Consider the following 19,231-nt stretch of genomic DNA (forward strand, 5'->3'; position numbering starts at 1 on the left):
AAATTTGGGGTTCGGGGATTTCATCGCCATTTCAGTTGTCTGCGGTTTCGTTTTCACAGACGTTTCACATTGTCATTTTTCCGTCCTCAAACTGTCGTGAACCGGTAATCGGCCATCCATAGGGGCCTCCCCCGAACAGGGAGGTTCTTGTATGTTCGTGAAATTTCGTCAGCCCTTGGGGCTGAGCGTCAGCGCGCTTGCGCTGTGTGTTGCCACTCCTGCGCTCGCTGGTGAGCTGCAAGGGTTTGTTGTCGACTCGAGCGAAACCGTCGCGCTGCAAGCGGCGCAGATCAGCATCGTCGAACTGAACCGCACCACTACGGCACAATCCGACGGCAGCTATATCTTCGGTGATGTGCCAGCCGGCACTTACACCGTTACCGCCAGTTATGTTGGCGCTGCGCCGGTTTCACAAACTGTGACTGTTCCCGCTGAAGGTCGCGTGGAAGCCAATTTCACGATTGGCGGGGAGAGCGACAAGATCATCGTGATCGGCCAATATGCCAATCAGGCCAGCGCTCTGTCGCGCCAGCGTGCCGCTGACGGTGTTGTCAGTGTTTTGACCCGTGACGCCATTGGCCAGTTCCCCGATCAGAATGCTGCGGAATCGCTGCGTCGCTTGCCGGGGATCAACATCCTCGACGATCAGGGCGAAGGGCGCTTTGTTTCGGTGCGTGGGCTTGATCCCAATCTCAACGCAACCTCGCTCAACGGGGTGCGTCTGCCTTCGCCGGAAAGCGATGTGCGGCAGGTCGCGCTCGATGTAATTTCAAGCGACATTATCGAATCGATCACGGTCAAGAAATCGCTGACCCCGGATATGGACGCCGACACCATCGGCGCATCGATCGAAATAAACACCACCAGCGCTTTCGACCGCAAGAAGAACTACTACGCGGTACGGGCCGAAGGCAGCTACAACGATTATTCGGGCAAACTGACGCCCAAGGGTAGCTTCGATTTCTCTACCCGGTTGGGGGATAATTTCGGCGTCGCGGGCGGCATCAGCTATTACAAGCGCGAATTCGAAACCGATAATATCGAATCCGATCCGTGGGCAACCGCGCCCGATGGCACTGCCTATTCGCCGGTGCTTGAACTGCGCGATTACGATGTGAAGCGCACCCGCATCAGCGGCAGCCTGTCGTTCGACTGGCGCGCTTCAGACACCACCACCGCTTATGTACGCGGTAGCTGGTCGCAGTTCGACGATCACGAATACCGCCGCCGCACGACCTTCGATTTCGGGGAATTCGAAGACGATGGCCCGTCCGCGGTCAGTGGTGATACCGTCACCTTCGATGGTGCGGACAACGATATTACCGTCGAACGGGACATGAAAGATCGCTTCGAACGCCAGCGTATCCAATCGGTTGTGGTTGGTAGCGATACTGACACCGGCGAATGGAAGCTCAATTGGTCGGCCAGCTATGCCCGTTCGACCGAACGTGAAGACTGGTCGCTCGATCCAGTGCGCTTCGCTGCCGACTTCGACGATGGCGTGGTGATTGCTGTCGATAATTCCGGGCGTTACTATCCGACTTACTCGGTCACCAGCGGCGCGGAAGACGTCAACGATCCCACCAAATACACGCTCAACCGGGTGGAACTGACCACCCTGTCGGACAGCGTGGACGAAGAATGGGCATTCAAGGGCGATGTAGCGCGCACCTTTGCCGGGGCTGCCGGTGACTTCACCGTGCAGGCCGGCGGTAAGGCACGCCTGCGCGACAAGAGCTACAACTTTGAAATGCTGCGCTACAAAAAGTCGAAGGACTACACGCTGGCCGATGCATTGGGCGACCAGACCTATCGCCTGATCGATATGGGGCCGGTTGCATCGAAAGAAGACACCGCAGACTGGTTTCGCGCCAACGAAGGCGATCTGAAGATCGATGCTTACAAATCGGCGCTGGATTCGGCGGTGGACGACTACAGTGTCAAAGAAGACATCTATGCCGGATACGCCTTGGGCCGGTGGGATAGCGATACGCTGCGGCTGATCGGTGGTGTCCGTATGGAGCGCACCAGGAATACGTTGAACGGGCAGACCGTAATCGACGATGAAGACAACTACGATCTGCCACCGGTAACGCCTGTGACGTTCAAGCGCAGCTATACCGACTGGCTGCCGAGCCTGACGATGCGCTTCAACACCGATCCCAACCTGATCGCCCGCGCAGCGGTGTACAAGAGCCTGGTGCGGCCCAAGCTGTCGGCTATGGCTCCGCGCTTCAATGTCAACGAGGATAACGAAGCCAAAGTCGGTAATCCCGATCTCCTGCCATATCGCGCATGGAACGGTGATTTCGGCCTCGACTATTATTTCGGGGAGAATGCAGGGCTGTCGTTCTCCGCATTCTACAAATCGATCAGCAATTATATCGTTGAGACGCGGTACGACGATTACGCGGTCAATGGTGTGACTTACAAAGAGGTATCGACTTACCGTAACGGTGGCAGTGCCGAAGTGGCCGGGTTTGAAGCCAGCTACAGCCAAGCCTACACCATGCTGCCCGCGCCGCTGGATGGGCTGCTGACTCAGCTCAACTATACTTACACCTATTCGCGTGGTGAACTTGACGATGGGCGGGTGATTCAGCTTCCATCCAACTCGCGCCATACGTTCAATGCAGTGATTGGGTTCGACAAGGGGCCGATCGATCTGCGCGTTGCCGGCACCTATCGCAGCAAGTATCTCGACGAGGTGGGGAGCGAGGCATCGAAAGATCGCTGGGTGGACAATCATTTCCAGGTCGATATTTCGCTGAAGTACAAAGTGACCGACAATATCCGTCTGTTTGCTGATTGGGTGAACGTGAACAACGCCAAATACTTCGCTTACCAGAACCTCGAAAGTCGTCAGCGCTTGCTGCAGTACGAGGAATATGGCCCGACAGTGAAGTTTGGCGCACGAGTGACGTTCTGATGCGCGCGCTCTATCGTTACGCCGCGCTTGCTTCGGTCAGTCTGGTCGCCGCTTGCGCTACAGTGCCAGTCGCTGGCGATCCAGTTGTGACGGTTGTCGCTGCGGGTGAAACCGCCCCTGTTGAAACGGCTGCCGGAACGGATGCTGCGGATGATCCCGCGATCTGGCATAACCCGGACAATCCGGCAGGCAGCCTGATTGTCGGCACTGACAAGAAAGCGGGACTGCATCTTTACGACATGAACGGAAAGGGTGTCGATTTCGATCCGGGCGGCAAGCTCAACAACGTCGATCTCGTTTCGTCCGGCCTTCATGGGGTGATCGTTGCCGCAAGCGATCGCAACGATCCGCTCCATGCGCGGATGCGGGTTTATCGGCTCAACACCGCCGCGCGGAAGCTGGAGTTGCTGGGCGAAGCCGATGCAGGGAAGGGAGAAGCCTATGGCTTCTGCATGGCCATGCGGGGCGATGATATTCTTACCTATTCGGCTTTGAAGGACGGGACCGTTCGCGAATTTCGGCTGGATGTGTCGCAAGGGACAGCCGTGAGCATTCCCTTGCGGACAATGAAGCTGGCGACACAGATCGAAGGGTGCGTGGTCGATCCGCGCGATGGCACGCTCTATGTCGGGGAAGAAGACGTCGGCGTCTGGCGTTTTGCAGCCGGATCAACCGAAGGCACGATGTTCGCTCCGGTTGATCGTAAGATGCTGGTGGCCGATGTTGAGGGCCTTGCGATTATGCCCGAAGGCGAAAGCGGCGGCTATCTTGTTGCATCGAGCCAGGGGGACAGCGCTTATGCTGTGTACCAGTTGGCCGATGGTAAGCCCGTCGGGCGGTTCCGCATCGCTGCAGGCAAGTTTGGTGCAGTCGAGGAAACTGATGGTATCGACCTTATCGGCGGCAGTTTCGGTCCGGGCTATCCGCAGGGTCTGTTCGTGGCGCAGGATGGCCAGAACGCGCCTGCTGCACAGAATTTCAAGCTGGTATCATGGGCCGATATTCTGGCGGCTTTGGGACGGTAATATTTCAACTACTTCGTTGGTTTTTCGATGAAGTGGCAGCTGAAGCAAAAACGGGGAGGGACGTTACGCCCCTCCCCGTTTTTGTGTCTGTTCTCAGGGCGTGGCGCTCTACGCCTTCACACCCTTGAAAGGTTAGGCTCAGGACAGGACAAATCAGTCGCCCTTGCGCTTGGCCTTTTTGCGTTCGTGCGGATCGAGAATGGCCTTACGCAGCCGGATCGATTTGGGCGTCACTTCGACCATTTCGTCGTCATCGATGTAGGCGATCGACTGTTCGAGAGTCATCACAGTCGGCGGAGTGAGGCGGATCGCATCGTCCTTGCCAGTCGAACGGAAGTTGGTCAGCTGCTTTGATTTCAGCGGATTGACTTCGAGGTCTTCGGGCTTGGCGTTTTCCCCGATAATCATCCCTTCATACACCTTGGCCTGCGGGCCAAGGAACAGGATGCCGCGCTCTTCCAGTGCGTTGAGTGCGTAGCCCACTGCATCGCCGGTGGCGTTGGAGATGAGTACGCCGTTGGGCCTTCCTTCGATCGGGCCTTTATGCGGGCCGTATTTCTCGAACAGGCGGTTCATGATTCCGGTGCCGCGCGTGTCGGACAGGAATTCGCCATGATAGCCGATCAGGCCGCGGCTGGGGGCTGAGAATGTGATGCGGGTTTTGCCAACACCGCTCGGCCGCATTTCAGTCAGCTCGGCTTTGCGGCGCTGCATCTTTTCGACAACGGTGCCTGAGTGTTCGTCGTCCACATCGATCACGACCTGTTCGTATGGTTCCATACGCTGGCCGTTTTCTTCCTGAAACAACACGCGCGGACGGCTGATGCCCAGCTCGAACCCTTCGCGGCGCATCGTCTCAATCAACACACCGAGCTGAAGTTCGCCGCGCCCGGCCACTTCGAAGCTGTCCTTGTCGTGGCTTTCCGTCACACGGATCGCGACGTTGGTTTCCGCTTCGCGCATCAGGCGGTCGCGGATCATGCGACTGGTGACTTTATCACCTTCGCGCCCAGCCAGCGGGCTGTCGTTGACGGCAAAGCGCATCGACAGCGTGGGCGGATCGATGGGTTGCGCGGCAATCGGTTCGCTCACCACCGGATCGGCGATGGTGTTGGACACGGTGGCTTTTTCCAGACCAGCCAGTGCGATGATGTCACCCGCCTTGGCATTTTCCACTGGTACACGTTCCAGCCCACGGAAGCTCATCAGCTTGGTTGCCCGGCCGACTTCGATCACGTTGCCTTCCGCGTCGAGCGCGCGGATCGGATCGTTGATCTTCAGCTTGCCCGACTGAACCCGCCCGGTCAGTACGCGGCCCATGAAGCTATCGCGATCGAGCAGGGTGGCAAGGAAGCTGAACGGAGCATCTTCATCCAGATCGGGCGCAGGTACATGATCGACGATGCGCTGAAACAGCGGAGTCAGATCGCCGCTGCGGGCTTCCTGATCTTCGCTCGCGTATCCTTCACGGCCCGATGCGTAGAGGACGGGAAAGTCGAGTTGCTCGTCCTTCGCGTCGAGGTTGACGAACAGATCGAACACTTCGTCGAGAACTTCTTGCGGGCGTCCATCAGGGCGATCGATCTTGTTGACCACGACGATAGGCCTGAGGCCCAGGCCCAAAGCCTTGCCGGTCACGAACTTGGTCTGCGGCATCGCGCCTTCGGCACTATCCACCAGCAGAATCACGCCATCGACCATACTGAGGATGCGTTCGACTTCGGCGCCAAAATCGGCGTGTCCGGGGGTGTCGATAATATTGATGCGGGTGCCGTTCCATTCGATGGAGGTCGGCTTGGCAAGAATCGTGATCCCACGTTCTTTTTCCAGATCGCCCGAATCCATTGCGCGTTCGTCGACACGCTGGTTATCGCGGAAAGTGCCGGATTGGCGGAATAGCTGGTCGACAAGCGTGGTCTTGCCGTGATCGACGTGAGCAATAATTGCCACGTTGCGGAGCGAGGTCATGAGTCAATTCCGAATTGTCAGATAACGCGGCAAGGTTTGCGGCACGTTTGTGCCGCGCCCCCTAGCGGACGATAGAGCGAGCGGCAAGTGATTGCTGCGTTGCAACATTGTTGCTTGGCTGTGTCGCACTGGCAACATAGCTCTCTGAATTCGATAACGATTGAAACCACCTCTTGTGTAACTGAAGACAAATGATAAATTTGAGCGGTTAAACAAGTCTGGGAGCTTGTGTCGCAAAGTTTGCGCTCAGGTATCCCCGCTAAATCTGGAACAGAGGATACCTGCATTTCATGAACAGTTTCCGTTTGCGCCTTGCGGATCGCACCCGTTTTGCCCTGCTCGCCGGCGTTGCCATTACTGTCTCCCCTGCCGTCGCTGTCGCGCAGGATGGCACTGAAGATGTCGCTACTCCCGCACAGGCACGCGAACAGGCCGGGGAAGCTGAGGCCGGAGTCGGCAATGCTATTATCGTGACGGCGACCAAGCGCGCGCAGACTCTGCAGGATGTGCCGGTGGCCGTGTCGGTGACGACCGCTGAAACGATCGAACGTGCCCAGATCCGCGACGTATCGGATCTGTCCAGCGTCGTGCCCTCATTGAAGGTGACGCAGAGCCAGAACGCCTTTGCCACTACATATTCGATCCGCGGTTTCGGCACCAGCGGTAACAATATCGGTCTGGAACCGTCAGTCGCGGTGTTCGTCGATGGTGTTTATCGTAGCCGTTCGATGTCGCAGATCAGCGACCTGCCCGATATCGAGCGGGTCGAAGTGTTGCGTGGCCCTCAGTCCACGCTGTTCGGCAAGAATGCCAGCGCAGGCGTGATCTCCATCGTGACCAAGAGCCCGTCCTTCACGCCGCATGGCAGCATCGAAGCAAGTTATGGCAATTTCAACGATATCGTTGCCAAGGGTTACCTGACCGGACCGATCAGCGACACGATAGCGGCATCGATTTCCGGCGGTTATCACAGTCGCGACGGGTACGTGACCAACCTTTATAACGGTGACGATATCGGCAATCGCAACCGTTGGTTCGCACGGGGTCAGGTATTGTTCGAACCGTCCAGCGATTTCAAATTCCGGGTAATCGGCGACTACGACGAAATCGACGAAAAATGCTGTGCCGTGTTCAACCTGCGCCCCTCGGCCGCAACTGCCGCGGTCATGGCCGTAGGCGGGATGGTCAACGATTATCAGGGTGTGCCGGGCGCGGACGAAGTTTACACCGATGTCGTTCCCAGCAACAAAGTGCGGAACTGGGGCGTTTCGGGTCAGGCTGACTATACGATGGGTGCTCTGACGCTGACCAGCATCACCGCCTATCGTGAAACCAAGCTTGAAGCCGATCAGGATGTCGATTTCACCAGTGCTCCGCTGGCCTCTGGCGCGAATGTTGGCCAGGCGAACCTCAATACGTTTACGCAGGAACTGCGTATCGCCAGCGATTTTGACGGTCCGCTCAACTTCCTGCTCGGTGGTTATTACTTCAACGAAGTGGCCGAGACACACGACCAGATCGTTTATGGCGATGCGTTCCGCGATTACGCTAACCTGCTGATCCAGTCCGCCAGTGGTGGGGCCTATTCGATTCCCACGCTTGAAACGACTTTCAGCGCGCTCACTGGCAATGACTACACCGGCCAGTTTTTCGCTTCGGGCCAGGGCCTGTTCAACAACATGCGCCAGAAGGATGAAGCGTGGTCGATTTTCGGCAATGTCGACTTTGAAATGGCCGCTGGTCTTACGCTTACGCTTGGTGCGAACTATACCCGCGACACCAAGAAGGTAACGTCGAACACAACCAGCACCGACGTGTTCTCCGGCCTTGATCTGACAAGCATTGGCCAGACAGCGATCTATCAGCAGGCTCTGGCCACACAGGTCGGCACGCTGTTGGGCTTGGGGCAGCCCGCCAACGCAACTCAGATTGCTGCTTTTGCAGGGAACAATCCTGCAGGGTACCAGCAGGTGCAGGCCGGGGTTCAGGCCTACGCTGCTGCAAATGCCGACAATCCGGCGGTCAATCCGTTACTCAGCCTCACCTCGCTGCAGTTCCTGCCGCCGTTCCAGAACTTCCCCAATGCAGTGGAAGATGGCCGGTTCAGCGATGGCGACTGGAGTTGGACTGCACGACTTGCGTATGAATTCAGCCCAACGCTGAATGCCTATGCGTCGTGGTCGACGGGCTACAAGGCGGCCAGCTATAACCTGTCACGCGATAGCCGTCCTTCACCGACGGACTACGCCGCACTGGTTCAACAAGGGCTGGCAGTCACCAATTTGCGTGCTGGTTCGCGCTACGCTCAGCCGGAAGATTCGGAAGTCTATGAAATTGGGTTGAAGGGTAACTGGGGGTTGGCCGCGGCCAACCTGACTGTCTTCAAACAGTCGATCAGCAACTTCCAGACCAACACCTTCACCGGCACCGGCTATGTCTTTGCCAATGCGGGCAAACAGTCGACCTGGGGTGTCGAATTCGATGGGTATGTCCGTCCGACCGATCAGCTTACACTGACGCTGGCGATGACTTATCTCGATCCGAAATACGACGATTTCACGAACTCGCCCTTCGGGGATCTTTCCGGCGAGACGGTTACTGGTATTCCCAAGCTGTCGGCTGTCTGGGGTGCGACGTGGGATCAGCCGGTGGGTGACGATCATCTGATCCTGCATGCCGATTTCGCTTATTCGGCACCGTATCAGATTGAGCCGGGTCTGCTGGCGTTCGCAGTCCGCAATCCCGATGGAACGTTGGATTATGAGCCCGCACGTGCAGCGGCGCGCCCATATCGCAACGAGACCACCAATCTCAACGCATCGATTACTTATGCGATGGCCAACGGTTTCGAGCTGTCGGTGTGGGGTCGCAACCTGCTTGACGACCGCAACATCACCGGCGTGTTTGACTCGGTGGCTCAGGCAGGTTCGATTTCAGGCTATACCGATCAGCCGCGCACTTATGGTGTTTCGGCCCGGTTTAAATTCTGATCTTACTGTAAATTCGCAATTGGAAGGGGCCTCGCTTATGGGGCCTCTTCTCATTTGTCACAGTAGGTTCTTTGTTATCTGACACTGCGCGTGGAATCTGAATGGGAGGTGTGTGATCATTGATCCGTCCATTAGGCAGCCCTGCTTAGGTTTCTTGCTCAGATGATGGTCCCGCATTTCCCATGATCTCATTGATCAGGCGCAGTAGTCGAGGTGGGGCGCTGCCATTCAAAAATTGAGTCACGCATTGGGAAGATGCCTGGTTCTCGGCATTCATAGTTAGCGCGCAGGCTGAGAGAGTCGCATTGCGATTACGATCATCTTGGTAATTCCGCCAAATCTATATGGGGGAGAGGCGCATATTTCCGATGTCACAGTCATACGCAAATATCTGACTGGTAATATTAATTTGTTTCAATAAAATAATTCACACGTTTAGTAAGATGTAAATATCATTACCCATCATTTTTTCAAATGTAAATTAAGTCATTAATTTTAATGATGGGGTTTGGTTTAATGAAATTAGATATATCAGCTATATTCGTGGAAACCGGCCGTATCATTGGCCGAAAATTTCTTCTGCTCTTCGGGGTATGGGCTGCCTTTCTGGTTCTGAGGATTGCAGTTATCGCCATTGGTGGAGCGATAACAGGAGGTTTGGGTGTCGCCGGCACCTATTTAACCCCTTCGTCGATTCTGGGAGGAGGGGCGGGGCTAGCCATCTTCCTGTCGTATATAGCCTACCTACTTGTTGTGCTTGCGGGGATGGCGGGGTTGTCAGGGGTGGCGTCGCCTTTGCGCCATTATGGCTTTGGAGAAGCCTTCGGTGCCGGGCTTCGGGGTGCGCCAGTATTGCTGGCGATCGCGATAATGATCGGCGCTGTGCTGATGTTAGGTATGATGGTCTTAGGTGCGGGGGCGTCATGGCTAGCAGCCGATAATCATATCCGCGCCATACTTATCGGTTGCATCGCCTTGCTTATCCTTGGCGTCTATTTGGCCTGCCGACTGGCTCTGGTGTTGCCGATTGTCGCTGTCGAAGGTGTATGCAATCCGCTGGTGGCTCTTAAACGGTCTTGGGAACTGACCCGGCATCATGTGGTGACGATCTTTCTTGCAACGCTCGCATTCGCGGTACTGGTCGTCGTCCTTTATGGTTTGGCCGTCCTGCCAATAATGGGATCTTATGCCGCAATTATATATGGCGGGGTTTCCACGGTTCCTGGAGGGGGTGCGATGATAGTCAGCTTACTTGCTGCCGTACTCGTGTCTATCGTGATTTCATTTGCATATGCGGTCTTCCTGTCTGTCATACATGCCGGCCTTGCAGGCGCAGCCGAGACAACGGCGGAGGCGTTTTAAAGAGTTCGCAGCGCTCTTGCCGGTTTCGCACTCAGAAGCGGGAGTGCGCTGGCAAGGGCGAATGCGACCACAAGGGCCAATCCTGCACCGAGGACACCGAAGACCGCTGCCCAGTCTGGCACCCACTCGAACTCGAAGAGTTTGGTCACGACCAGCCAGCCAACAAACAACCCCAGACCGAGCGCCACGAGCGCAAGGATCATGGCCAGCACAGCATATTCAGCCATAATCATCGCCAGAACTTGCAGTCTGCTGGCCCCCAAAACACGCATGATAACGGTGTCGTATGTACGTTGCGCGCGAGCAGCTGCGATTGCGCCCAGCAATACGGCCAGCCCCGCCAATACCGCAACCGATGCGGCCGCAAGCGTGGCCACACCGACTTGACCCAGCAGAGTGCGGGCCTGTGCCAGCACGGGCCCTGTTTCGATCACGCTGCTGGAAGGGAATGCGCGCACGAGGTCTGCCAGCAGGGCGCGCTTGTCTGAGTTGTCCGGCAAGCGAATTGTTGCGGCCAGATTATGTGGCACGTCCCGCAAAGTATTCGGGCTGAATACGAGGACATAGTTGAAGCCCATCGATTGCCAGTCGATCCGCCGGAGGGAGGCTACCCGCGCCTGTCGTTCCACACCCAGCACACCGATGGTAAGATAGTCGCCCACTTTCAGGCCGATGGCTTGCGCCAGATCCTCGTCCACGGAAACTTCGGGCGGGCCCTGATACATTGGACCCCACCACATCCCGTCGGTCACGGTATTGCCGGGTGGCACTTCGTCGGCATATGTCAGACCGCGTTCGCCCCTCAGAGCCCACGCTCCTTCCGGAAGATTGTCTCCGAGGCTGGCCACGCGGGTTTGCGAGTCTTTTGGGCCATAGGCGAGGATCGCTCCACGCATCGCGGGAACGGTGCGGATTTCGCTGCCCGGAGCGACCTGTTTTACCAGTTTCGTAAACGCCTCGGCTTTGGCTTGTGGCAGGTCTAACACGAAATAGTCGGGGGCCTGCGCGGGCACTCGGCTGGTGATTGTCCCATCGATGCTTGTCTGGACAGAGGCTAGCAGCACAAATGCAGCGAGACCGAAACCAAGTGCGGTGACCAATGTACCGGTCGCTGCACCAGGGCGATGAAGGTTGGCCAGCGCAGCCCGCGCAATCGGGCTGCGCGGCCGGGGAACGCGAGCTGCCCCCGTACGGATAGCCCCCCCCAACATCGCGAGCAGTGCCAGTGCCGCCGCCGCACCACCGATGAAACCAGCGGTCAGCCACGGCTGACGGGCCGTCGCCATCGCCAATGTTGCAATCGCCAGCAACCCACCGCTCACTGGCAGCCAGATCTTCTTGTCACGCGTCAGAGGCGTAATTCTTGCGCGCATCAGCGCCATCGCGGGAAAATGTCGTGCCCGCATCAGAGGTGGAGCGGCGAAGACCAGCGCGACCAGTAGCCCATAGGCGAGCGCCAGTGGCAAGGGGGCGGGGGCAAATGCGATACCGGTGCCGACGGGCAGCAAACCCTGCAAGGCGTGCTCCAGTAAAGGAGTGACAGCCACTCCCGCAATGATCCCCGCTGCGCTGCCGACAAGTGCAGCGATGCCGATTTCCAGCGCATAGACGCGGGCGATATCGCCGCTGGTCGCGCCCAAAATCTTCAGTGTGGCAATCGATTGACGGCGTGCGTCGAGGTAGCTGGATACCCCGCCGCCAATGCCGATCCCGGCGATTACCAGTGCAGCCAGCCCCACCAGAGTCAGAAATTCACCCATTCGTCCGACAAACCTATCGGTGCCGGGCGCTCCGTTATCGCGGGTCTTAATGTCAAATCCGGCGTCGGGGAATTGTGCTTTCAACGCATCGCTGGCCTGTTGCGGCGAACCGGCGGCAGGCAACGCGATGTTGGTTTTGGTGCGATACATGGCACCGGGCGCAGTCAGGCCTGCGCGTGCGGGCAGATCGGCATTCACGATTACTGTCGGGCCAAGCTGGAATCCTTCGCCCAATCTGTCGGGCTCTTCTCCCAGAATGCCGCCGACTGTCAGTGTTTGCGTGCCGACGGAGAAACGGTCGCCTGGCTTCAGGCCTAACCGATCGGCTGCGCCCTGAGCAACCCATGCCTGTCCGCCAGCAGGTGCGCCAATCTTGCGCCCGTTTGCCAGCGTTGCTGTGCCATAGAGCGGCCAGCGATCATCCACTGCTTTCAGTTCGACCGGTGCGGCTGACTCTCCGGCTCTCGCCATCGCCTGCATCCGAATGCCGGTGGATACTGTGCCGGTTCGTTCCAGCGCGGCCATTTCGGTGGTGGAAGGCGCGCGTTGCCACAGCGCGATCTGAATATCGCCGCCCAGAAATTCGCGCCCCCGGTCGGCCAGTTGGCTTTCAATAGTATGCGTAAGCGTACCGATTGCCGCCAATGCGCCTGTGCCGAGGAACAGGCACACCAGCAGCAGGCGCAACCCGCGAAACCGGCCTGAAAGATCGCGCCGTGCGATGCGCCATGCCGCTGCCCAACGATTATCGTTCACCGGTATCGCTCGCGATCCGCCCATCGGCGAGAGTGACAACGCGTTGGCACCGTTCGGCCAGATCGACATCGTGGGTGATAATCAGCAGCGTAGCGCCGGTTTCCGCACGGCGCGCAAAAAGCAGCTCGGTTATGGCTTCCCCGGTTGCGGCATCGAGATTGCCTGTCGGTTCGTCCGCGAAAATCAACGCGGGGCGCGGGGCAATTGCGCGGGCAATGGCGACACGCTGCTGTTCCCCGCCGGACAATTGCGTGGGGTAATGCGAAATCCGACGGCCAAGGCCGACCGCTCGCAACTCCGCCTCTGCCCGGTCGCGTGCATCCGGAATGCCTGCCAGTTCCATCGGGGTGGCGACATTTTCCAGCGCAGTCATTGTCGGCAGCAGATGAAACGCCTGTAAAACGATGCCGATGCGGCCCCGGCGGGCGCGAGCAAGAGCGTCTTCTCCCATCGCGGCGAAATTCGCGCCAGCCACTTCCAGCGTACCGCTGCTGGCGCGTTCCAGACCGGTGAGTACGGCCATCAGGCTCGACTTTCCCGATCCTGATGGGCCAAGCAGCGCGACGATTTCGCCAACGGCGACATCGAAGTCGATCCCTTTCAGGATATCGACCGCTGCGGAACCGCTACCGAGTGTGAGGGTGAGGTTTCGCGCATGAATTGCAGGGGCAGGGCTTGTCACATCGCTGCGATGGCATAGGTCGGGGTCAGCAGCAAGGAGGCTGGTCGATGGTTACAGGTAAGTGGTCGATATGGGCGGCGGTGGCGCTGGCATTGTCCGGGTGTGGGCAGGAAGTGTCCGCGCCGGAGGCGGGGCCGCGAGAAACAACCTCGTCCGCTCCTGCTGCGGAGGTCGCTGGCTCGGCACGCCATATTCTTGCATTCGGGGATTCACTGTTTGCTGGGTATGGGCTCGACAGTTCCGATCAAAGCTATCCCGGCCAGCTGCAGGCCGCTCTGCGATCAGAGGGTGTCGATGTGCGGATCGCCAATGCGGGTGTGTCGGGCGATACGACGGCTGCCGGTTTGCAACGCCTCGACTTCACGCTCGACAGTCAGTCGCAGACGCCCGATCTGGTGATCCTTGAACTGGGCGGCAACGATCTGCTGCGTGGTTTGCCTCCCGAACAGACCAAGGCCAACCTTGCCGCGATGCTTGAAAGATTGAAGGCGCGCGGAATTCCTGTGCTGCTGATGGGGATGCGCGCGCCACCGAACGGCGGGCCGGAATTCCAGCGTCAATTCGATGCGATCTATCCGGCATTGGCGAAAGAGTATGGTGCGAAGCTGGTGCCGTTTTTCATGGAAAGTGTTTACGATAAACCGGAATTGATTCAGCCCGATCACGTTCATCCGACGAAAGATGGTGTGGCGGCGATGGTCGCTGCAACGAAAGCGGACGTGGCGGCGGCGTTGCCGGTGCCTGCGAACAGCGAATAGAGCGGCGCCTGTGCACCTTCGCGCGCCTGCCATTCTTGTATCGGCCCGGTCGCACGGCGAAACGGCGGTTATCGCTCGCTTGCTGACTGAGGATTTCGGCCTTGTCGCAGGCTACGTGGCTGGTGGCCGAGGGCGGCAATTGCGGCCAGTGCTGATCCCCGGCAATATTTTGGATGTGGAGCTTCGCGGCAGAGGCGATAGCCAGCTACCTTCCGCCAGACTCGAACTGAAAGAGAGCCGTGGCCCCTGGATCGGTGAGCCGCTGGCGGCGGCCGCGATCGGCTGGGTTTGTGCGCTGACAGCAACGGTAGTTCCTGAGCGTAACCCCTATCCATCGTTGTTCAGCGCGCTGTCCGCCACGCTCGATGCGATTTGCCATGCCCCTTCGGCGCGTGGCTGGTTGCGTGCGCTTGTGGCCTATGAGGCGCTGGTTCTGCGGGAACTCGGATATGGCGGGAATCAGCCGGGCGCGGAAGCCGAGCTTGAGGCGCTGTTGGAAATCTTTGCCCGTCATGCCGCCCCTTTAGAGCGCTACCTCCTTGCCGACCGTCGAGGCGATGTTATGGCCGCCCGCGCCATGCTTGGCGAACGGCTGGAACGGATCAGGTTATGAAAATTGCAGTGCTTCCCGGTGACGGGATTGGACAGGAAGTCACGCAGGCAGCAGTGCGGGTGCTGGAAGCGCTCGATCTGCCCGGACTTTCGCTGGAATGGGCCGATGTCGGGGCAACGGCCTATCGCGCTCATGGCCACCCGCTGCCGCCTGCCACGCTGGAACTGGCACGTGGAGCGGACGCGATCCTGTTCGGTGCGGTCGGTGATTTCGATTGCGATCACCTGGAGCGCCATTTGCGACCGGAACAGGCGATTTTGGGGTTGCGTTCCGAGCTTACGTTGTTCGCCAATCTTCGCCCGGCCACTCTGTTCGCCGGGCTTGAGGGGATGAGCGCGTTGCGGCCGGAGATTGCCCGCCAGATCGATCTTGTAATCGTGCGCGAACTGAACGGCGATGTCTATTTCGGTGACAAAGCCATCGAAACCCTGCCCGATGGCGAGCGCCGTGGGTGGGACATGATGAGCTATACCGAAAGCGAAGTGCGCCGCATCGCCCATGTCGCCTTCCGTGCGGCACAGGGGCGCAAGGGCCGGTTGTGCTCGGTCGACAAGGCCAATGTGCTGGAAACCAGCCAGTTGTGGCGCGACGTGGTGATCGAAGTGGCGAAGGAATATCCCGATGTCACACTCAATCACATGTACGTCGATAATGCAGCGATGCAATTGGTGAAGAATCCTGGCCAGTTTGACGTTGTCGTGACTGGCAATCTGTTCGGCGATATCTTGTCGGATCAGGCGAGCATGTGTGTCGGGTCGATCGGTCTGCTGGCCAGCGCGGCGCTGGGCGAGCGACAGACTGAATATGGCACGTTCGGTCTGTACGAACCCATTCACGGCAGCGCGCCGGATATTGCCGGACAGGGCAAGGCCAACCCGATGGCAACGATTCTGTCGGCTGCCATGCTGCTGCGCCACTCGCTTGGGCTGGCCGAACAGGCAGACCGTATAGAGACAGCGGTGAGCGGTGCGCTGGCAGACGGAGTGCTTGGGCTTGACCTTGGTGGCGAAGCGGGAACGCGGGAAATAGGTGACGCGGTGATTGCGCGGCTATAAAGGGCCGCGAATGCTTGAACTGGCTATCGTTCTCCCGACGCTCAACGAGCGTGACAATCTGGCTCCGCTGATCGAGCGCATCGACGCGGCTCTGCGCGATGTCTCGTGGGAAGTAATCGTTGTCGACGACGACAGTACCGATGGCACGGCAGACGCCGCGCGCGCTCTGGCGCTGGCAGATAACCGTTTGCGTGTGATCCAGCGTTTCAAACGGCGCGGGCTGGCTTCTGCTGCGATAGAGGGAATGTGTGCGACAGCGGCGCCATTCGTTGCCCTGATGGACGCGGATCATCAGCACGATCCTGCGCTGCTGGTACAGATGCTGGCGGCTGTGAAGGCGGGCGATTGCGATATTGCCGTCGGCTCCCGCTTTGTCGAAGGGGGCAGCGCGGCGGGGCTGTCCAGCCAGACGCGGGAAAAGGGTTCGCGATTGGCCAATCGGCTCGCTCGCAGAGTGACAGGTGTGGAAATGACCGATCCGATGAGCGGTTTTTTCCTGACGCGCAGCGAACACCTGCGGGCGGCGGCACCGCGGCTTTCGGGTATTGGCTTCAAAATCCTGCTAGACCTGTTGGCTACTGCCAATCCCAGCTTGCGTGTGAAAGAATTCCCGCTCCAGTTCGCGGAGCGGTTGAGTGGCGAAAGCAAGCTCGATTCTGCGGTGGCGTTTGAATTTCTCGTCGGCCTTTACGATCGCAGTTTCGGGCGCTTCGTTCCGTCACGCTTCGCCTTGTTCGGAACGGTTGGAGCTGCGGGGGTCGTCGTGCACCTTGCGGTGCTGACGCTGCTCTATCGGTTTGCCGGGGAAGGGTTCGCTCTGGCGACCGTTTTCGCGACCTTTGCCGCGATGACGTTCAATTTCTGGGTCAATAACTGGCTGACCTATCGCGATCAGCGGCTCGCCGGACTTTCTGCCATCGTGCGAGGGTGGCTCGGCTTCTGCGCGACTTGCGCGATCGGGGCGCTTGCCAATGTCGCGGTGGCGACATTGCTGCAGGCGCGCGGGTTCCATTGGGTTCTGGCTGCGCTGGCAGGCATCCTGATCGGATCGGTTTGGAACTACGCCTTGTCGAGCCGGTTTGTGTGGGGTCGTTTCTGATCCCGATTACCAGGCACTATTTCCAGCTATCGAGCCACATCCAGTGAAGGAACGCCGGACGGCCACCTTCGAGGGGCGCTGCGCTGATAATGGGATAAAACCACGCGAATATTCCACACGCTGCGGTCAGGAATGCCAGCGGTAACCAGCGTGGCCCCCTACGCCATAGCGCGTCGAGTGCCAGTGCCAGCGCTGCAAACAGGATCAGCGACGGGGCGAGGTAGTGGTAGAAGAACTGGATCGGCTTGGGCGCGATAATCCAGAATCCGATCGCGAAAATATACAGCACCGCCACGGCGAGCGCATCTTTTCGCCCACGAATTCCGGCCCATAAACACCACGCCCACGCCACTATCCCGGCAATCATTGTCAGCGGATTGCCGATCATAACGACCCCCCGCTGAGCGCCGTCGATATCGCGATAGAGATACCACAGTCCGCGTTGATCGAGTACCCATTGCCACCAGCGGGTGGAATATTGATGCGGTTTGATGACGCTTTCCTGCAAGGCCAGCATCTTGCTCTGATAATCCAGAAACCCGCCGGGTTGGAGCGGATTGACGCTGAAGAAATAGGCGGGAAGGAATGTCGCCCAATATGCCAGAAGAGGTACGACGCCCAGCCAGAGGGCCGCTTCCAGCAATGTGACGCCGGGGACGGGCGCGCCGCGTTTGCTCCACACGAAACGCCATCCTGCTGCACGCGCCCGAACAATCAGGAATGCGAGGCCGGGTACGATGGCCAGTGGCACGGCATTCCATTTGGTTCCCATCGCCACGCCCATGGCGATTCCGCTGGCTGCCAGATAACGGCGGCCATGCTCAGGCTGTCGGACAGCTTTGGCCAGCATCCAGAACGACACTGCCAGCGCAGCGAGCATATATGCATCGAGCATGGCAATCTGCGACTGGATCAGCAGCATGAAACCGCTCGCCAGCAATATGCCATAGGCCAATGTGGCGAAGCGCCGTTGCGACGCAAACCACAAGGCGCGAATGCTTGCCCAGAATGTTAATGTTCCCGCCAGCGCCGACCCGATCCTCCATCCCCAGGGATTGTCGCCCAGCGCCCACATCCCCAACGCGATCATCTCTTTGCCGAACATCGGGTGCTCGCGATTGACCCACTTATGCATTGCCAGCATCTCGCGCGCGGCAGGCAGATAATGGATTTCGTCGAAGTAGGGTGCAGTGGGGATTGCCAGACGATGCATGGTGAAGGCGAAAAACACCGTAGTCAGCGCAATGCACCAGACGAACGGATCGCGGGATTGCGTCGGCTGTTGCATGGCGCGGGCCATTACGAGCGCACAGAAAATAGTGCAAGCAATTGCCCATGTTGGCGCCGCTGATCTGTTGTGCGGTTGCGAAGATGCGGGAATTGCCATAAAGCCAGTTCCGAAAAAATGCGCGGTCTGCCGGGAACGATCGGCAATCATAGCCGTACCGTGTGCAAGGATGATGGATATGGATTTCCGCAAGTTGGTTTTGGCTGCTGGGTCGCTTGCGCTCGTCGCAACACCTATTGCGGCACAGGCTGCCCAAATCGAACGGACAAGCGAACCTGTCGAAAAATCGAACAGTTTGTTCAAGGATCGGTCATTATTGCTGATTATTGCTACTATCGCGATCGTGGCTGGCGCTATTGTACTTGCCACGAACGATGACGAACCTGCGAGTCCGTAGGGAGAGCGTGGGATTGATGCGACAGGTTGTATGAAATGTACGACCGGTCGATTGCGGAAGGTTGCGCCCTCAGTTGGGCGTAACTACTGAAAGAATCGAATTGTTTTTGCGATTCGGTCGTTTATCGCGGGTCATGCTTTGCGATGAATGGAATTAGTAAGGGGAAGATTAATGAAGATCAGCAAGATCGCTCTTGCAACTGCAGCGGCAGCACTCGCTGTTGCACCTGCAGCAGCTCAGGCTGCTAATGCTGACCGTGCTTCGGCACCGGCAACCAAGTCCACCAAAATGGGCGGTGCGCCGATCGGTGCAATCATCGCTGCTCTGGCCGTTGTGATCGGTGCTGTGGTGATCGCCACCACTGGCGACGACGAGCCGACCAGCCCGTAGTAATCTGCCGACTTTGTCGGCGTTACTCGGTAGAGATTAAGAGGCGGGGCTCCTTGCGGGGCTCCGCCTTTTTCTTGCTGTATGGTGAAGCAACTTTGTCATGCCAGCGGTCAAGCGGCGCTTCTGCCTCTGCAACAAGAGATGCGGCTATGTTCGCGC

General features: G+C 58.5%; 14 protein-coding genes. 10 read left to right on the forward strand and 4 right to left on the reverse strand.

Annotated features, from left to right (window positions below):
• The first annotated feature begins 151 nt into the window (after positions 1-151).
• A complete protein-coding gene (locus D6858_RS00755) occupies positions 152-2,929 on the forward strand; it encodes a TonB-dependent receptor (protein ID WP_120106131.1) in 2,778 nt (925 codons plus the stop codon).
• Positions 2,929-3,954, forward strand: a complete 1,026-nt coding sequence (locus tag D6858_RS00760; protein WP_120106134.1) for a phytase — start codon at positions 2,929-2,931, stop codon at positions 3,952-3,954. The genes D6858_RS00755 and D6858_RS00760 overlap by 1 nt, the downstream gene beginning before the upstream one ends.
• Positions 3,955-4,107: 153 nt before the next feature.
• Here D6858_RS00760 and typA read toward each other — a convergent pair whose 3' ends face one another.
• Positions 4,108-5,922: a translational GTPase TypA gene (gene typA, locus D6858_RS00765; RefSeq protein WP_120106137.1), complete on the reverse strand. Its 1,815-nt coding sequence runs from the start codon at positions 5,920-5,922 to the stop codon at positions 4,108-4,110.
• 290 nt (positions 5,923-6,212) lie between these two features.
• Between typA and D6858_RS00770 the strand changes: the two genes are divergently transcribed.
• Together D6858_RS00770 and D6858_RS00775 are read left to right on the forward strand one after the other, a co-directional pair.
• The gene (locus D6858_RS00770) at positions 6,213-8,912 is read left to right on the forward strand and encodes a TonB-dependent receptor (RefSeq protein ID WP_120106141.1); all 2,700 of its coding nucleotides are present in this window, start codon (positions 6,213-6,215) and stop codon (positions 8,910-8,912) included.
• A gap of 516 nt (positions 8,913-9,428) precedes the next feature.
• Entirely contained in the window at positions 9,429-10,274 is an 846-nt protein-coding gene (locus D6858_RS00775; protein WP_165859588.1) for a glycerophosphoryl diester phosphodiesterase membrane domain-containing protein, read from the forward strand.
• Here D6858_RS00775 and D6858_RS00780 read toward each other — a convergent pair.
• Positions 10,271-12,814, reverse strand: a complete 2,544-nt coding sequence (locus tag D6858_RS00780) for an ABC transporter permease (RefSeq protein ID WP_120106148.1) — start codon at positions 12,812-12,814, stop codon at positions 10,271-10,273. The two genes, D6858_RS00775 and D6858_RS00780, sit on opposite strands and share 4 nt — an antisense overlap.
• Positions 12,780-13,472 carry an ABC transporter ATP-binding protein gene (locus D6858_RS00785; protein ID WP_120106151.1) on the reverse strand — a complete coding sequence of 231 codons (693 nt, stop codon included), beginning with the start codon at positions 13,470-13,472 and terminating at the stop codon, positions 12,780-12,782. The genes D6858_RS00780 and D6858_RS00785 overlap by 35 nt, the downstream gene beginning before the upstream one ends.
• Positions 13,473-13,519: 47 nt before the next feature.
• Between D6858_RS00785 and D6858_RS00790 the strand changes: the two genes are divergently transcribed.
• Genes D6858_RS00790 through D6858_RS00805 form a run of 4 tightly spaced genes read left to right on the forward strand, consistent with a single transcriptional unit; the run spans position 13,520 to position 16,997 of the window.
• Positions 13,520-14,230, forward strand: coding sequence for an arylesterase (locus D6858_RS00790; protein ID WP_120106154.1), 711 nt, complete (start codon positions 13,520-13,522; stop codon positions 14,228-14,230).
• A 10-nt stretch (positions 14,231-14,240) separates the two neighbouring features.
• Positions 14,241-14,843, forward strand: a complete 603-nt coding sequence (recO, locus tag D6858_RS00795) for a DNA repair protein RecO (protein ID WP_120106157.1) — start codon at positions 14,241-14,243, stop codon at positions 14,841-14,843.
• Positions 14,840-15,898: a 3-isopropylmalate dehydrogenase gene (leuB, locus tag D6858_RS00800; protein ID WP_120106160.1), complete on the forward strand. Its 1,059-nt coding sequence runs from the start codon at positions 14,840-14,842 to the stop codon at positions 15,896-15,898. The genes recO and leuB overlap by 4 nt, the downstream gene beginning before the upstream one ends.
• Before the next feature lie 10 nt (positions 15,899-15,908).
• On the forward strand, positions 15,909-16,997 hold the full coding sequence (locus tag D6858_RS00805; RefSeq protein ID WP_120106163.1) for a glycosyltransferase: 1,089 nt from the start codon (positions 15,909-15,911) through the stop codon (positions 16,995-16,997).
• 16 nt (positions 16,998-17,013) lie between these two features.
• Here D6858_RS00805 and D6858_RS00810 read toward each other — a convergent pair whose 3' ends face one another.
• Positions 17,014-18,297: a phospholipid carrier-dependent glycosyltransferase gene (locus tag D6858_RS00810; RefSeq protein WP_120106487.1), complete on the reverse strand. Its 1,284-nt coding sequence runs from the start codon at positions 18,295-18,297 to the stop codon at positions 17,014-17,016.
• Between the two features lie 166 nt (positions 18,298-18,463).
• On the opposite strand from D6858_RS00810, the gene D6858_RS00815 reads away from it, so the two are divergent.
• Positions 18,464-18,682 carry a hypothetical protein gene (locus tag D6858_RS00815; protein ID WP_133305207.1) on the forward strand — a complete coding sequence of 73 codons (219 nt, stop codon included), beginning with the start codon at positions 18,464-18,466 and terminating at the stop codon, positions 18,680-18,682.
• A gap of 171 nt (positions 18,683-18,853) precedes the next feature.
• On the forward strand, positions 18,854-19,072 hold the full coding sequence (locus D6858_RS00820; RefSeq protein ID WP_120106169.1) for a hypothetical protein: 219 nt from the start codon (positions 18,854-18,856) through the stop codon (positions 19,070-19,072).
• Positions 19,073-19,231 lie beyond the last annotated feature (159 nt).

The organism is Tsuneonella suprasediminis, from assembly GCF_003605755.1.
Taxonomy (GTDB): Bacteria; Pseudomonadota; Alphaproteobacteria; order Sphingomonadales; family Sphingomonadaceae; genus Tsuneonella; species Tsuneonella suprasediminis.

Coding starts and splice junctions, on each gene's coding strand:
- typA (WP_120106137.1), bottom strand. CDS start 5,922: ATGACCTCGCTCCGCAACGTGGCAATTATTGCTCACGTCGATCACGGC.
- D6858_RS00805 (WP_120106163.1), top strand. CDS start 15,909: ATGCTTGAACTGGCTATCGTTCTCCCGACGCTCAACGAGCGTGACAAT.
- leuB (WP_120106160.1), top strand. CDS start 14,840: ATGAAAATTGCAGTGCTTCCCGGTGACGGGATTGGACAGGAAGTCACG.
- D6858_RS00780 (WP_120106148.1), bottom strand. CDS start 12,814: ATGGGCGGATCGCGAGCGATACCGGTGAACGATAATCGTTGGGCAGCG.
- D6858_RS00760 (WP_120106134.1), top strand. CDS start 2,929: ATGCGCGCGCTCTATCGTTACGCCGCGCTTGCTTCGGTCAGTCTGGTC.
- D6858_RS00815 (WP_133305207.1), top strand. CDS start 18,464: ATGGATTTCCGCAAGTTGGTTTTGGCTGCTGGGTCGCTTGCGCTCGTC.
- D6858_RS00775 (WP_165859588.1), top strand. CDS start 9,429: ATGAAATTAGATATATCAGCTATATTCGTGGAAACCGGCCGTATCATT.
- D6858_RS00810 (WP_120106487.1), bottom strand. CDS start 18,297: ATGGCCCGCGCCATGCAACAGCCGACGCAATCCCGCGATCCGTTCGTC.
- D6858_RS00755 (WP_120106131.1), top strand. CDS start 152: ATGTTCGTGAAATTTCGTCAGCCCTTGGGGCTGAGCGTCAGCGCGCTT.
- D6858_RS00770 (WP_120106141.1), top strand. CDS start 6,213: ATGAACAGTTTCCGTTTGCGCCTTGCGGATCGCACCCGTTTTGCCCTG.
- D6858_RS00790 (WP_120106154.1), top strand. CDS start 13,520: ATGGTTACAGGTAAGTGGTCGATATGGGCGGCGGTGGCGCTGGCATTG.
- D6858_RS00820 (WP_120106169.1), top strand. CDS start 18,854: ATGAAGATCAGCAAGATCGCTCTTGCAACTGCAGCGGCAGCACTCGCT.